Genomic DNA, 14,766 nt, shown 5'->3' with positions numbered 1-14,766 from the left:
GAAGTATCACCCGGCATGGTTACTTCAGTTCATTCACTATGTACGAGAGGAAGCAACCGTGAGTGAGGCACCACAGCCCACCACCGCGGCCGAGAAGCAGAGCAGCGCCCGGGTCCTGCCGGCCCTCATCCTGGCGATGCTGTCGTTCAGCGTGGTGCAGACCGCGGTCGTCCCGATCCTGCCCTCGCTGGCCAAGGAACTGAACGTCTCCGCGTCCAGCATCACCTGGCTGATGACCGCCAACCTGCTCTCCGCAGCCGTGCTGACTCCTCTCCTGGGCCGCTTCGGCGACCTCCGGGGCCGCAAGCCGATGCTGCTGATCTCGCTGGCCGGCCTGGTCGCCGGTTCGGCGCTGGCGGTCAGCACCCACTCCTTCACCTGGCTGGTCGTCGCCCGCGTCCTCCAGGGCGCCGGCGGTGGCGTCCTGCCGCTGGCGATCAGCATCGTCCGTGACGAGCTGCCCAAGGAGAAGGTCACCGGCGGCGTCGCCGCCATCAGCGCCTCGATGGGCGTCGGCTCCGGCCTCGGCCTGGTCGCCACCGGCCTCCTGCTGGAGCACTGGGACTACAAGTCGATCTTCTGGATGGGCCTGCTCTTCGGCCTGCTCGCGGTCGCCCTGGTCGCCTTCCGCGTCCCGACCGACCCGGTCACCGACAAGGAGGGCGGCGCAGACCCGCTGGGTGCGATCACCCTGGCCGGCTGGCTCTCCGCGCTGCTGGTCGCGGTCAGCCAGGGCAACCACTGGGGCTGGACCTCCAACAAGACGCTCGGCCTGTTCGCCGTCGCCGCCGTGGTCGCCCTCGTCTGGGGGATCATCGAGACCAAGGTCGCGCACCCGCTGGTGGACATGAAGATGATGGCCCGTCCGGCCGTCGCCTTCACCAACGTGGCCGGCCTGCTCATCGGCTTCGGCATGTACGGCTCCTTCATGGTCATCAGCAACTTCGCCCAGACCCCGGAGAAGCTGACCCACTACGGCTTCACCGCCACCGTGCTGCACGCCGGCATCATGCTGCTGCCGTCCGCGATCGGCTCGATGGTCGCCGCCCCGGTCGGCGCCCTGCTGATCGCCCGTCGCGGCCCGCGCCTGCCGCTGGTCCTCGGTGGCGTCCTCGGCGCCGTCGCGATGGCCTACCTGGCCGTGCGCCACGGGCGCGAGGGTGACATCTACACCGCCTCGGCGATCTTCGGTCTCGGCGTCGGCCTCGCCTTCGCCGCGATGCCCGCCTACATCAACGGCGCCGTCCCGGCCGAGCAGAGCGGCATCGCCAACGGCATGAACTCCGTGCTGCGCACGGTCGGTGGCGCGATCGGCACCGCCGTCATGGCAGCCATCCTGACCGGCGACCTCATGAAGCTGCCGCCGCAGATCCCGCTCTCCCTGCCCACCCTGGACGCCTACAAGCACGCGTTCTGGACCGCGGCCGTCGTCTGCATCGTCGCCGGCGTCGTCCCGTTCCTGATCCGCGGCGCCAAGTCGGCCGCCACCCCGGCCGTCGTCGGCGGCTCGGCCCAGCAGGACTCCAGCCCCGCGCTGGTCAAGACCGACGCCTGACGAGGCGTCCGGCCCCCGCGCTCAGGGACAGGGCGCGGGGCCCGGCCTCCGTGCGTCGCGAGGGCATCACGAACGTACGGGGTCCGGCACGGTGATCGGCCCCACCCGGTACTCCCCCACCGGGTGGGGCCGCTTCGCGTCTCAGGCCCCCTCGGCCGGACCGCCGTCCGCGCCCGCCGCGCCGTCCGCCTCCTCGTCCTGCCGCAGCGGCAGCGCGCGGGACGGTTCGAGCGCGGGGTCGTCCACCGCGAAGGTCCGCACCCGCCCCGGCCCGCTCCACGGCGTCTCGAACCGTACGGTGACCCTCCCGACGCCACTGCCCTGCACCCAGCCCGGCCCGAACTCCTCGTGCCGGACGTCCTGCCCTGGCATCCAGCGCCGCACCACGACGGCCTCCGGCTCCTCCTCGGCCTCCACCGCCTCGGCCGCCGCCTCCACCTGCTCCGCGGCCTCCTCCCGCAGCGCCTGGGCGAACAGGTCCTCCTGGGTGTAGTCGGCGAGTTGGGCGACGCCCACGCCGAGCAGCCGGACCCCGCCGGTGATGTCCACCTGCTCGGCCAGCCGGCGCGCGGTCGCGGTGATCACCGTCTCGTCGTCGGTGGGGCCGCCCAGCGTCTCCGAGCGGGTCAGCGTCGAGAAGTCGAACCGCCGCACCTTGAGCACCACCGTCCGCCCCGAGCGCCCGGCCGCCCGCAGCCGCCGCACGCAGCGGCCGGCCAGCGCCTCCACCTCGCGCAGCACCCGCTCCCGGTCGGCCAGGTCCACCTCGTAGGTGTCCTCCACCGACACGGACTTGGCGTCCTGGTCGGCGACCACCGGCCGGTCGTCCAGCCCTATGGACATCTGGAAGATCCCGGCGCCGTGCGCCCGCCCGACCAGCTGCACCAGCTCCGCCTCCCCCGCCTCCGCGAGGTCGGCCACCGTGTTCAGCCCGGCCCGGCGCAGCACCTGCTCGGTGGCCGGCCCGATTCCGGGCAGCGCCCGGACCGGCATCGGGCCGAGCACGGCCCGCTCCTCCCCGGGCTCGATCATCACGAGGCCGTCCGGCTTGGCCTGCTCGGAAGCGATCTTGGCCATCAGCTTGGACCCGGCCGCCCCGACCGAGCCGGTCAGCCCGGTCAGCCGGTGGATGTCCGCCCGCAGGTCCTCCGCCAGCGCCAGCACCAGCTGCTCGCCGGTCTCGTGGTCCGCGTCCAGCAGCGCGGGGCCGTACGGGCCGGCCTCCAGGTCCACGAAGGCCTCGTCCAGGCTGAGCGGCTGCACCAGCGGGGACAGCTGCCGCAGCAGGCCCATCACGATCTCGCTGTTCTGCCGGTAGGCCTCGAACCGCCCCGAGAGGAAGGCGGCGTTGGGGCAGAGCCGGCGCGCCTGGGCCATCGGCATCGCCGAGTGCACCCCGAACCTGCGCGCCTCGTACGAGGCCGTGGAGACCACCCCGCGGCCGCCGAGTCCGCCGACGATCACCGGCTTGCCGCGCAGGCTCGGCTTGGCCGCCTGCTCCACCGCCGCGAAGAAGGCGTCCATGTCGAGGTGGATGATGCTCGGCAGAGATCGCACCCGCCGATCATCGCGTACGGGTCCGACAGTGCGTACGAACCCGGCCGGACGCCTACCCGGCCGCTACCTCCTCGCCGCCTCCGCCAGCGCCTTCGGGATGCCGTCCTCGGTCGGCCCGAGGAACAGCGGGTCCGGCCGCAGCCAGGCATCGGCCGCCGCCTTGCCCGCCCCGGCGACCTCCCGCAGTCCGCCGTACAGCCAGGTCGCGTCGTGCAGTTCCGGCACTCCGACCGCGTAGGAGCGGATGCCCGCCGCCTCGCACAGCGCCAGCGCCCGGCGGACGTGGAAGTCCTGGCTCACCAGCACCGCGTGGTCCACCCCGAAGATCCGGCGCGCCCTGGTGCAGGAGTCCCAGGTGTCGAAGCCCGCGTAGTCCCGCACCACCCGGTCCTCGGGCACCCCGTGCGCCGTCAGGTAGGTGTACATCGCGTCGGGCTCGTCGTACTCGACCCGCCCGTTGTCCCCGGTCACCAGGATGGCCTGCACCTTCCCCTCCCGGTACAGGTCCAGCGCCGCGACCAGCCGGTGCTCCAGGTACGGCGAGGGCTTGCCCTGGTCCAGCCCGGCGCCGAAGACCACCGCGACCGGAGCGGTGGGCGCGCTCGCCACGGTGCCCACCCGGTCCCCCGCGGCGCACCACACCCAGGCGCTCGGCGCCAGCGCCAGCGAGCAGAGCACCGTTGCGACCTGGAACACCCTGCGCTGGGTCCGCCGCTGCCGCAGCCGCGTCGCCAGCAGACCGGCCCTGCGCCGCAGCAGCCCCGATATCCCGGTGCCGACCTCCACGCGCCCTCCCTCGATCACGTCAACCAGGGAACACGACGGGGCCGCGGGTCCGGACGGTTCCCCGTCCGGACCCGCGGCCCCGTCGAACGCGTGCTCAGACCGCCCGGTTGCGCCGCTGGGCGAGCTCGTCGGCCGGGTCGTGCCCGACCAGGGTCTCGCCGGTGTCGGTGCGCTCGGCGTGCAGCCGCCCGAGGGTGACTTCCAGCTCCTGCCGGACCGCTCCCACCGCGATGCCGAACACCCCCTGACCGCCCTTCAGCAGGTCCACCACCTGCTGCGGCGTGGTGCACTCGTACACCGTCGCGCCGTCGCACATCAGCGTCATCCCGGCCAGGTCGGCCTGGTCGGCGGTCTGGAGGTGGGCGACGGCCACCCGGATGTTCTGCAGCGAGACACCCGCGTCGAGCAGCCGCTTCACGATCTTCAGCAGCAGGATGTCGCGGAAGCTGTAGAGCCGCTGGCTGGTCGACGGGTACGCGGTGCGGACGCTGGGCTCCAGCAGTCCGGTGCGGGCCCAGTAGTCCAGCTGGCGGTAGGTGATGCCGGCCGCCGCACAGGCCGTCGGGCCCCGGAAGCCGAGGAGGTCGGACGTCGGGGACAGCCGCTCGATGGCCGGCTGGCCCGGTTGCACGGCCGGGAACCTGCCCAGCCGGGGGAGGTCCGTGACGGAACGAGCGGTGCGCGGCATGTGCACGGCGCACCGGCCTCCCACGGCCGCGTCATCGCCGGTGCTTCTCATGCCTGCCTCCGTCCACTTGTGCTGCGGGCAACCCGACTGCGGGCATCGGCCACCCGGACAGCCACTCCTGACGGTAGGCAGTCCCCTATGACCCGTCAACGATCGCCACGCCGGGCCAGACAAACCACATCACTCAGGAGAGTGGTTTTTCGTGCCCCTAGTGTGGGTAGATGGACGGTTTTTGGCAAAACGGTGGGCCAACTGGCCGCACGGTCGGGCCCCGCTACTGCGGACCGCCGCCCCCGAAGTCCTCGGGCGACACCTGGTCGAGGAACTCGCGGAACTTCTCGACCTCGTCCTCCTGCTCGTCCGGGATCGCGATGCCCGCCTCGGCGAGCACCTCCTCGCTCCCGTAGATCGGCGTGCCGGTGCGCAGCGCCAGCGCTATGGCGTCGGACGGCCGGGCGCTCACCTCGACCCCGCCGGCGAACACCAGCTCGGCGTAGAACACGCCCTCCCGCAGGTCGGTGATCCGGACCTCGGTGAGCTGCTGGCCGAGCGCCTCCAGGACGTCCTTGAAGAGGTCGTGCGTCAGCGGGCGCACCGGCGTCATGCCCTGCTGGGCGAAGGCGATCGCGGTCGCCTCGCCGGGGCCGATCCAGATCGGCAGGTAGCGATCTCCCCCGACCTCCCGCAGCAGCACGATCGGCTGGTTGGAAGGCATCTCCACTCGGACACCCACGACGTCGAGCTCATTCACACAGGCAACCCTATGGCTCCGCTCCCGGATATGAAAGCGCAGGGCCGACGCCGCTGGTCAGCGCGGTGCAGCCGGTGCCGCCGGGGCATCGGCACCGCTAGCCCCGGGTCCGCAGACCGGCCTGGACCATCGCCGCGTGCAGCCGCACGGACAGCGTGGCGAGTTCCCGGGCGGTGGCCTCCGCGTGGGCCCTGGTCTGCGGGTTCCGGTGCCGGCGCAACGGCGCCACCACCTGCTCCACCAGCGCGATCTCGCGGTCCGCCGCCGCCTTCATGGCCCGCAGGTGCCGGGGCTCCAGCCCGTACCGGCCGAGCTCGGCGACCAGCCGGGCCACCTGGAGCGCCTCGCCGTCGTAGCCGCCGTCCGGGCCCGGCGCGACCAGCCCGTAGGACTCCCACTCGGCCAGCTCCGGCTCCCCGGCCTCGGCCGCCGCCAGCAGCTCGGCGCGCCCCAGCCGGACGCCGGAGGGCACCTCGCCGGCGGCCACCAGTTCCCGGTCCGCCTCCTCCAGCGGGCCGGGCCGGGTGTCGGCGGCGGAGGGCAGCGCGGGCGGGCTCTCGCCGCGCTCGATGGCGTCCAGGTGCTCGCGGATCACCCGCAGTGGCAGGTAGTGGTCCCGCTGCATGCGCAGGACGTAGGCCAGCCGCTCGACGTCGGCCGGACTGAACTTTCGGTACCCCGAGGGCGTGCGCTGCGGCTCGACCAGCCCCTCCGCCTCCAGGAAGCGGATCTTGGAGATGGTGACCTCGGGGAAGTCGTCGCGTAGGAAGGCCAGCACCGCGCCGATGCTCAGCAGTTCGTCGGCGGCCCGCCGGCGCCCGGCGGGCCGCTCCGCGCGGACCGGCCGGCGCGGGCCCGCGACCACCCCGCGCCCGCCGCGGTCCGCCTGCGGACCGGACGCGGTGGGGGTGGCCGCCCCGAGAGAAGAGGAGGGGGAATTCGTATTCACTCGGGCTCCCGCCGACGTCGCTTTCAGTACCCCCGGTTGTGGCCGGCGAAGAACACCAGCCGGTACTTCCCGATCTGCACCTCGTCGCCGTTGTTCAGCGACACCTCGTCGATCCGCTCCCGGTTCACGTAGGTGCCGTTGAGGCTGCCCACGTCCGCGACGCTGAAGCCGGCCGGGGTGCGGCGGAACTCCACGTGGCGGCGCGAGACCGTGACGTCGTCCAGGAAGATGTCACCCTGCGGGTGACGACCCGCCGTGGTGACGTCCGAGTCCAGCAGGAAGCGGCTGCCGGAGTTCGGACCGCGCTGCACGATCAGCAGGGCCGAGCCCGGCGGCAGCGCGTCGATCGCCGACAGCACCTCGGCCGACAGGGCCGGCGTGGCCCCGGTGCCGGTCGTGGTGGTGGGGTCGTACGACTCCAGGCCGGAGATGGAGATGGTCGACGTGGTCTCCGCAGCCCCCTCCGGGAGCAGGCCACCGCGCAGCGCCGTACCGCAGTTGGAACAGAACCGCGCCGAGGCCGGGTTCTGGTTGCCGCACCTGGGGCACGGAGTGGGGCCAGCCATGTTCACAGCCTCCTGGCGCGGCACACCCGACGGGTTGTGCCCGGCGTACGGATCCGGGGCAAACCCTCCACCAGAGGTTGAGGGTCCTGACGGGAAACCTATGCGCGGCTCGCCGGAGGGGTCAACCGACGCGCCGTAGCCCGCCGGATTCCCGGCGTACTGGGCGGCTCCGCCGTCCCGGTACAGCTGCTGGCCGTACGGCGCGGCCTCGGGGGCCGGGCGCATGCCCGGCACCGCGGGCTCGTCCTCCGGCCGGCGGTGACGCGCGGTGGGCGCCTCGACGGCGGCGGCGTCACGGCCCTTGTTGCGACCGAACAACTTCGAGAAGAAACTCACGGGCGAATCCCCTTGCGTGTGACAGACCCGCCCGCGGGGCAGGGTGAGAACCTCGGACATGCTGCGAGCCCGGTCTTCGCGGCTCGGGCCCGCCGGAGTGGCACTCCGGCGGCTGGTACTGCGGTTGTTGCTCCGGAGCGTACCGGTGCGAACCAGTCTCGCCCATGTGACGGCGGCGCCCCGCAGCGGGTGCCGCCCGCCCTTGACGGGCCGTTCGCCGGGCGCCCCGTCACTTCGAAGCCGGCTTGGCGTACTGCGGCGCCTTCGGGTCCACGAGGGCGTCGACGACCACCTTCTGCTGCTGGGTGATCGTCGCCCGCGCCTGGTGGCTCTCCAGCGTACGGACGACACCCCCCGGGATGTTCAGCGCGGGGGTCAGATCCTGCGGGTTCCCCACGACCGTGAAGCGGTAGGGCTGTGAGACCTTCTTCCCGTCGATCTGCACCCCACCGGCCGACAGGTCGGTGAAGTAGGTGTTGACCACCACGCGCACATCGTTGATCTGAATCGCCTCCGCCCCCGCCGCTCGAAGTTCTTGCAGGGTGTCCAGCAGCATATCCGCCTTCACCTGCCCTTGGGGATCATCGACCGTGAGTACGATGCCCGGACCAGTGGCCTTGACGGTACCGGCGAGCACGCCGAGTTCCGTCGCCTTCTTCCTGGTCTGCTCCTGGGCCTCCTTGGCCTGGTTGGAGCTGTTCTCCAGCTTCGCCAGGGACTGCTCCAGCTCCGCCTTCTCCTGCTGGAGACGCTGCTGACGGCTGTCCAGTTCGTCGAGGATCCGCACCAGGTCCTCCTGGCGGGCCCCGCGCAGCTGACTGTGGTGGTCGTTGGTCGACCGCACCTGGATCGCCAGCCCCAGGCCGAGCGAGAACAGCAGCAGTGCCACCACCAGCTGCCCGCGCGACAGCCGCGGCGGCCAGAGCGCCGCCTTCAGGCGCCGCCGGCCGGCGTTCCGCTCCGCGGCGGGCTCGGGCTCGGGCGTGGGCTCGGGCTCGGCTGCCGCTTCCGGTTCGGGGTCCGCTTCCGGCGCAGGCCTGGGCTCGGGCTCAGCGGCGGGCGCGGGCACCGGCACGGACACGGGTGCCGGCACGGTCTTCGCCTCGGCCCCGGGCCCGGATTCCGGTTCGGCCTCCGGCGTCGCCTCGGGCGCCGGTCCGGGGATCTTGGTGAGCCGCAGCGTCGGCTCGGGCACCGGACCGGCCTCAAGCTCAGCCTCAGACTCCTCCGCCGCCGCCTCGGCCCCGGCGGTTTCGCCGGCGGTCTCCCCGGCCGTCTCAGCAGCCCCGGCCGGGTCCGCCGCGCCCTCCGGCCCGGGCTCCCCGCCCGGCTCCCGCTCAGGTGCGTCCAGGGCCTTCTCGACGGGCTTCGCAACCGACTTCCCGTCCGCCTTCCCGCCCGACGAGCCGCCCGGCTGCCCGGCGGCCGGCTCGACCGCCGCCGTCTCCCGCTTCTCCGCCGCCTCGCGGCCGGGCTCAGGCACGGAAGACATGGCGCCGGATCGCGGCGGCGTTGGAGAAGATGCGGATGCCGAGGACGACGACCACACCGGTGGACAGCTGCGAGCCGACGCCCAGCTGGTCGCCGAGGAAGACGATCAGCGCCGCGACCACCACGTTCGACAGGAACGAGACGATGAACACCTTGTCGTTGAAGATCCCGTCGAGCATCGCCCGGACACCGCCGAACACGGCGTCCAGCGCCGCCACCACCGCGATCGGCAGGTACGGCACGACGGCGTCCGGCACCTCGGGTTGGACGAAGAGGCCGACGACCACCCCGATCACAAGACCCAGTACGGCAATCACGGTCTGGCTGCTCCTGTCCCTGTCGGGGTCTTGGTGGTTCCGGTCGGCGGACGCCGCTTGGCGGTGGAGGTACTGCTCGTGGCGGTCGGCGAGACGGTCGCGGACGGCGAGGCCGGTGGTGGGACCGACGCGCCGGGGCTCTCCTGGGTTCCGGCCGACGGCGTGCCGACCGGAGCCGTCGGGGTAGCCGTGGGCGAGGCCTCGGGCGTCACCGGCTGCGCGGTCCGCAGCGTCACGCCCACCGCCGCCGGCAGCGTCAGGTTCTTCTGCACCGAGAGCGTCGACTTGATGCCGTACTGCTCCTGGAGCAGTCGCAGGTACTGCCCTGCCATGTCCTTCTCGAAGGCGTTGAGGAGCTTCGAGCCGTCCCCGATCGCCTGGACGCTGTACGGCGGCACCAGCGGCCGGTTGTCCACCAGCACCGCCTCGCCCGCCGCCCGGATCGCGGACAGCGCGGTCAGCCGCTGGCCGTTGATCGCGATCGCCTCGGCCCCGGAACCCCAGAGGCCGTTCACCACCAGTTGCAGGTCGCGGTCCCGCAGCCGGCCGCTGTTGGAGAAGCCCTGCCCGGCGCGCGGGTCGACGTTGCCGCCCAGGCCGGTGCCCGCGGCGTCCTCCAGGACCAGCTTCACGCCGGGCCCGGTGACCTCGCCCAGTCCCACGGCCCCGGTCACCCCGCCCGGATCGGCGTCCCCCGAGGCCAGTGCCTGCTGCTGGGTGCTGTCGACCTTGAGCCGCAGCTGCTGCACCTGCTTCTGCAGCCGGTCGGCCGAGGTGTTGCTGTCGTTGATCCGGTGGATCAGCGCGTCCCGCTCCTTGGCCAGCGACGGCTCGGCCTTGTGCGCGTTCACCGCACCCACCGTCACCACCGCGCCGACCAGCGCCAGCCCGGCGCCCAGCGTGAGCAGGCCCTGCAGGGTTCCGGGCATCCGGCTGTCGCGGGCCCCGCCGCGCGCGGCGGCCGCCTCCGCGTAGCCCTCGTCGAGGCTGTGGTCCATCACGTTGGTCAGCAGGGACATCGAGGCGTCCGGACGGTTGTACCGTCCGTTCGGGGCACTCGGCGTCGGCGTCGCTGGCATGGAGACCATCGTCCCACGCCGCCGAGCGGGCCCGTGCACGGCCCCTGAGCTGCACACACGCTGCACACATGACGGAAAGTGACGGATTGTTCCGAATGGTGCGAAAACGGACGGCGGGGCGCACGAATCACACCGTGCGCCCCGCCGTTCGAAGCAGTTCCGGATTCAGGCCGTGCTCAGCTCCGGGCCGTCACCGCCCCGCTCCGTCGACCACGGCGGCCCACTCGTCCAGCAGCGCCTCGGTGGCCTCGTCGTCCGGGCCCTCCGCCCACAGGTGGGTGACCGCCTCGGCCGGATCCGGCAGCACCAGCGTCCAGCGCCCGTCCGTCTCGACCACCCGGACGCCGTCGGTGGTGTCCAGCCGACGGCTGCCGGCAGCCTCCACCACCGAGCGCATGACCATGCCCTTGGCCGCCCACGGCGTCGCGATGTCCCGGCGCCGGATGTGCGCCTGCGGAATCCGCGCGTCGATCTGGCTCAGCGTGAGCTGGGTCCGGGCCACCAGGCCGACCAGCCGGACGAACGCCGCGGCGCCGTCCAGCACGCCGCTGAACTCCGGCACCACGAAGCCGCCGCGCCCGTCCCCGCCGAACACCGTGCCCTCGGCGGAGGCCGCCTTCGCGAGGTCGTCCGGCGTCGTCGTGGTCCAGGTGACCTGGGTGCCGTGGTACGCGGCGACCTGCTCGGCGATCCGGGTCGTGGTGACCGGCAATGCCACCTGCCCGCTGCGCCGCTCGGCCGCGACCAGGTCCAGCAGCACCAGCAGCGCCCGGTCGTCGTCGATCACCCGGCCGAGCTCGTCCACGAACGCGACGCGCTCGCCCACCGGGTCGAACCGCACCCCGAAGGCCGCCCGCGAGGAGGCCACGAGCTCGCCGAGCCTGGCCAGCCCGGCCCGCCGCGTCTCCGCGTCCTCGGTCGGCCGCGCCTCGTCCAGCCCGCTGGAGACGGTGAGCGCCTCGACCCCGAGCCGGCCGAGGATGCTCGGCAGCACGAGGCCCGCGCTGCCGTGCGCGGTGTCCACGACCACCTTCAGCCCGGCCTCCCGGACGCCGGTGGTGTCCACCGTCCGCAGCAGGTTGCCCGCGTAGGAGTCGAAGACGCTGGACGGGAAGGTCAGGTCCCCGATCTCGCCGGGGAAGGCCCGCCGGAACTCCTGGCGCGCGTAGACGCGGTCGAGCTTGCGCTGGCCGGCCTGGGAGAGGTCCGCCCCGCGCTCGTCGAAGAAGAGGATGTCCAGCGAGTCCGGCACACCGGGCGTGGTCCGCAGGAAGATGCCGCCCGCGCTCCCCCGCGCCGTGTGCTGCCGGGCCACCGGCATGGGCACGTTCTCGAGGTCGCGGACGTCGATCGCGGAGGTCTGGAGCGCCGAGATCATCGCCCGTTTGAGGGCACGCGCACCACGCGAGTGGTCACGCGCGATGGTGACGGTCGCGCCCTTCTTCAACGTCGTCGCGTACGCCCCCGCCAGCCGCACGGCCAGCTCCGGGGTGATCTCGACGTTCAGGACGCCCGAGACGCCGCGGACCCCGAAGAGGTGCTCCTGGCCGCGCGACTCCCAGATCACCGAGGTGTTGACGACGGCGCCGGCCTCGATGGTCTTGAACGGGTAGACCCGGACGTTCGCCCCGATGATCGACTCCTCGCCGACCAGGCACTCGTCCCCGATCACCGCGCCGTCCTCGATCCGCGCGGCCCGCATCACGTCGGTGTTCTTGCCGACCACGCAGCCCCGCAGATTGCTCTGCGGCCCGACGTACACGTTGTCGTGCACCACCGCCTTGTGCAGGAACGCGCCGCGCTTGACGACCACGTTGCTGCCCAGCACGGTGTGCTCACGGATCTCCGCGCCGGCCTCGACCTTGGCGTAGTCCCCGATGTACAGCGGCCCGCGCAGCACGGCGTCCGGGTCCACCTCGGCGCCCTCGGCCACCCAGACCCCCGGGGAGATCTCGAAGCCGTCGAGCTCGACGTCGACCTTGCCCTCCAGGACGTCCGCCTGGGCCTTGCCGTAGCTCTCGTGAGTGCCCACGTCCTCCCAGTAGCCCTCGGCGACGTAGCCGTAGACCCGCTTGCCCTCCTTCAACAGCTGCGGGAAGACGTCGCTCGACCAGTCGACGGACTCACCCGCCGCGACGTAGTCGAAGACCTCGGGTTCCATCACGTAGATACCGGTGTTCACAGTGTCGGAGAAGACCTGCCCCCAGGTCGGCTTCTCCAGGAACCGCTCCACCCTCCCCTCGTCGTCCGTGATCGTGATGCCGAACTCCAGCGGGTTCGGCACCCTCGTCAGACAGACGGTGACCAGAGCGTTCTTGCTGCGGTGAAAGTCGATCAATTCCGAGAGATCGAAGTCGGTCAGCGCGTCACCGGAGATCACCAGAAAGGAATCGTCCTTGAGCGCGTCCTCGGCGTTCTTGACACTCCCCGCAGTGCCCAGTGGCGTCTCCTCGTGGGCATAGGTCAGATGCATGCCCAACTCTTCGCCGTCACCGAAATAGTTCTTGACCAGCGATGCCAGGAACTGCACGGTGACGACTGTGTCGGAGAGGCCGTGCCGCTTCAGCAGCCGAAGCACGTGCTCCATGATCGGCCTGTTGGCGACCGGAAGCAGCGGCTTCGGCATGCTGGAGGTCATCGGGCGGAGTCGGGTGCCCTCGCCCCCTGCCATTACAACGGCTTTCATTACGGGTGCGTCCTCCTTCGCGGTGGTGGACCAGCAGGTCCATCAAACCGTTCCAGAAGGTTGTCTACCCGGAAGATATCGTCCGACGCACCGATGAGGCGTGGGGCTTCTCTCAGATCAGGTCTCAGACTGTGGACGCCGAGCCCGCGGTGCTGCCCCGGACGATCCGCCGCGCCTGGACCGCGTAAAGAATCGCGGCCCACCAGTACAGCGTCGTCCCCCACCAGATGAAGGCCCAGCTCACCACTTCGGCCGGCCGGGCGATCCAGCTGTCCACACTGCCGAGCAGCAGAAGCGGAAACGCGTACATCAGGTTGAAGGTCGCGGCCTTCCCCAGGAAACTCACCTGGAGCGGGCCGTAGCCGTGCCGGTTCAGAATCGGCAGCAGCGCGGCGATGAATACCTCACGGGCCAACAGGATCGCGGTGAGCCACCACGGCAGGATCTCACGCCAGGTCAATCCGACCAGCGTGGAAAGCACATAGAGCCGGTCGGCCAGCGGGTCGAGCAGCTGCCCCACCCGGCTGATCTGTCCCCACCGCCGGGCGAGCTTTCCGTCCAGGTAGTCGCTGACCCCGCTCAGCGCCAGGATCAGCAGTGCCCAACCGTCGTTGTTGGGCCCGTCGAAGACCGGCCACAGGATGAGCCAGAGAAACAGCGGAACACCGACCAGCCGGCCCATGCTCAGCATGTTGGGGATGGTGAGGACGCGATCGGTCTGGACCCGCGTCTCCTGGACCTCCACCCGGGGGCCCTCCTGTCCGGTACGACGACAATTGCATGTTGACCCTACAACAGAGAAGCCCCCGACCGGTTCACCGGCGGGGGCTTCTCTAGAAGAATTGTTCGGCGGCGTCCTACTCTCCCACAGGGTCCCCCCTGCAGTACCATCGGCGCTGTAAGGCTTAGCTTCCGGGTTCGGAATGTAACCGGGCGTTTCCCTCACGCTATGACCACCGAAACACTATGAAACTGTCAACCGCACACCCGTGGAAACGGGCGGGTCGTTGTTTCAGAACAACACAGTGGACGCGAGCAACTGAGGACAAGCCCTCGGCCTATTAGTACCGGTCAACTCCACCCCTCACAGGGCTTCCATATCCGGCCTATCAACCCAGTCGTCTACTGGGAGCCTTACCCTCTCAAGGAGGTGGGAGTGCTCATCTCGAAGCAGGCTTCCCGCTTAGATGCTTTCAGCGGTTATCCCTCCCGAACGTAGCCAACCAGCCATGCCCTTGGCAGAACAACTGGCACACCAGAGGTTCGTCCGTCCCGGTCCTCTCGTACTAGGGACAGCCCTTCTCAACACTCCTACGCGCACAGCGGATAGGGACCGAACTGTCTCACGACGTTCTAAACCCAGCTCGCGTACCGCTTTAATGGGCGAACAGCCCAACCCTTGGGACCTACTCCAGCCCCAGGATGCGACGAGCCGACATCGAGGTGCCAAACCATCCCGTCGATATGGACTCTTGGGGAAGATCAGCCTGTTATCCCCGGGGTACCTTTTATCCGTTGAGCGACGGCGCTTCCACAAGCCACCGCCGGATCACTAGTCCCTACTTTCGTACCTGCTCGACCCGTCAGTCTCACAGTCAAGCTCCCTTGTGCACTTACACTCAACACCTGATTGCCAACCAGGCTGAGGGAACCTTTGGGCGCCTCCGTTACCCTTTAGGAGGCAACCGCCCCAGTTAAACTACCCACCAGACACTGTCCCTGATCCGGATCACGGACCCAGGTTAGACATCCAGCACGACCAGAGTGGTATTTCAACGGCGACTCCACAACAACTGGCGTTGCTGCTTCACAGTCTCCCACCTATCCTACACAAGCCGAACCGAACACCAATATCAAGCTATAGTAAAGGTCCCGGGGTCTTTCCGTCCTGCTGCGCGAAACGAGCATCTTTACTCGTAATGCAATTTCACCGGGCCTATGGTTGAGACAGTCGAGAAGTCGTTACGCCATTCGTGCAGGTCGGAACTTACCCGACAAGGAATTT

General features: G+C 70.6%; 12 protein-coding genes and 2 rRNA genes (1 of these 14 only partly in view). 1 reads left to right on the top strand and 13 read right to left on the bottom strand.

The genetic code is table 11. The annotated features are described in order from the left end of the window. Nucleotides 1-58 precede the first annotated feature (58 nt). Nucleotides 59-1,555, top strand: a complete 1,497-nt coding sequence (locus tag ACZ5GH_RS30780) for an MFS transporter (RefSeq protein WP_387760126.1) — start codon at nucleotides 59-61, stop codon at nucleotides 1,553-1,555. Nucleotides 1,556-1,696: 141 nt separating this feature from the next. Here the strand turns inward: ACZ5GH_RS30780 and ACZ5GH_RS30775 are convergent, their stop codons facing one another. The 13 genes from ACZ5GH_RS30775 to ACZ5GH_RS30715 all read right to left on the bottom strand — a co-directional run. Next, nucleotides 1,697-3,112: a DNA polymerase IV gene (locus ACZ5GH_RS30775; protein ID WP_387760127.1), complete on the bottom strand. Its 1,416-nt coding sequence runs from the start codon at nucleotides 3,110-3,112 to the stop codon at nucleotides 1,697-1,699. Between the two features lie 63 nt (nucleotides 3,113-3,175). After that, the gene (locus tag ACZ5GH_RS30770) at nucleotides 3,176-3,898 is read right to left on the bottom strand and encodes a SanA/YdcF family protein (protein ID WP_464335905.1); all 723 of its coding nucleotides are present in this window, start codon (nucleotides 3,896-3,898) and stop codon (nucleotides 3,176-3,178) included. Between the two features lie 94 nt (nucleotides 3,899-3,992). Next, entirely contained in the window at nucleotides 3,993-4,637 is a 645-nt protein-coding gene (locus tag ACZ5GH_RS30765; RefSeq protein WP_464335904.1) for a MerR family transcriptional regulator, read from the bottom strand. 223 nt (nucleotides 4,638-4,860) lie between these two features. Next, on the bottom strand, nucleotides 4,861-5,337 hold the full coding sequence (locus ACZ5GH_RS30760; protein WP_030062493.1) for a bifunctional nuclease family protein: 477 nt from the start codon (nucleotides 5,335-5,337) through the stop codon (nucleotides 4,861-4,863). A gap of 97 nt (nucleotides 5,338-5,434) precedes the next feature. Then, a complete protein-coding gene (gene ftsR / locus ACZ5GH_RS30755; RefSeq protein ID WP_464336902.1) occupies nucleotides 5,435-6,130 on the bottom strand; it encodes a transcriptional regulator FtsR in 696 nt (231 codons plus the stop codon). Between the two features lie 179 nt (nucleotides 6,131-6,309). Then, complete coding sequence (locus tag ACZ5GH_RS30750; protein ID WP_387760131.1) at nucleotides 6,310-7,188, bottom strand: FHA domain-containing protein; 879 nt, start codon at nucleotides 7,186-7,188, stop codon at nucleotides 6,310-6,312. Between the two features lie 229 nt (nucleotides 7,189-7,417). Continuing rightward, the gene (locus ACZ5GH_RS30745) at nucleotides 7,418-8,281 is read right to left on the bottom strand and encodes a DUF881 domain-containing protein (RefSeq protein WP_464336901.1); all 864 of its coding nucleotides are present in this window, start codon (nucleotides 8,279-8,281) and stop codon (nucleotides 7,418-7,420) included. Between the two features lie 382 nt (nucleotides 8,282-8,663). After that, nucleotides 8,664-8,996: a small basic family protein gene (locus ACZ5GH_RS30740; RefSeq protein ID WP_030062488.1), complete on the bottom strand. Its 333-nt coding sequence runs from the start codon at nucleotides 8,994-8,996 to the stop codon at nucleotides 8,664-8,666. Further along, complete coding sequence (locus ACZ5GH_RS30735) at nucleotides 8,993-10,075, bottom strand: DUF881 domain-containing protein (protein ID WP_464335903.1); 1,083 nt, start codon at nucleotides 10,073-10,075, stop codon at nucleotides 8,993-8,995. The genes ACZ5GH_RS30740 and ACZ5GH_RS30735 overlap by 4 nt, the downstream gene beginning before the upstream one ends. Nucleotides 10,076-10,265: 190 nt before the next feature. Further along, nucleotides 10,266-12,761, bottom strand: a complete 2,496-nt coding sequence (locus tag ACZ5GH_RS30730) for a sugar phosphate nucleotidyltransferase (protein ID WP_464335902.1) — start codon at nucleotides 12,759-12,761, stop codon at nucleotides 10,266-10,268. 124 nt (nucleotides 12,762-12,885) lie between these two features. Further along, nucleotides 12,886-13,506: a CDP-alcohol phosphatidyltransferase family protein gene (locus ACZ5GH_RS30725; protein ID WP_387760136.1), complete on the bottom strand. Its 621-nt coding sequence runs from the start codon at nucleotides 13,504-13,506 to the stop codon at nucleotides 12,886-12,888. Between the two features lie 99 nt (nucleotides 13,507-13,605). Beyond that, nucleotides 13,606-13,722: ribosomal RNA gene (rrf, locus tag ACZ5GH_RS30720) — 5S ribosomal RNA — on the bottom strand. Nucleotides 13,723-13,802: 80 nt separating this feature from the next. Next, nucleotides 13,803-14,766: ribosomal RNA gene (locus tag ACZ5GH_RS30715) — 23S ribosomal RNA — on the bottom strand (it continues 2,156 nt past the right edge of the window).

This window comes from Kitasatospora sp. Xyl93 (assembly GCF_055383135.1).
This window is presented reverse-complemented; position numbering and strand designations above follow the sequence as displayed.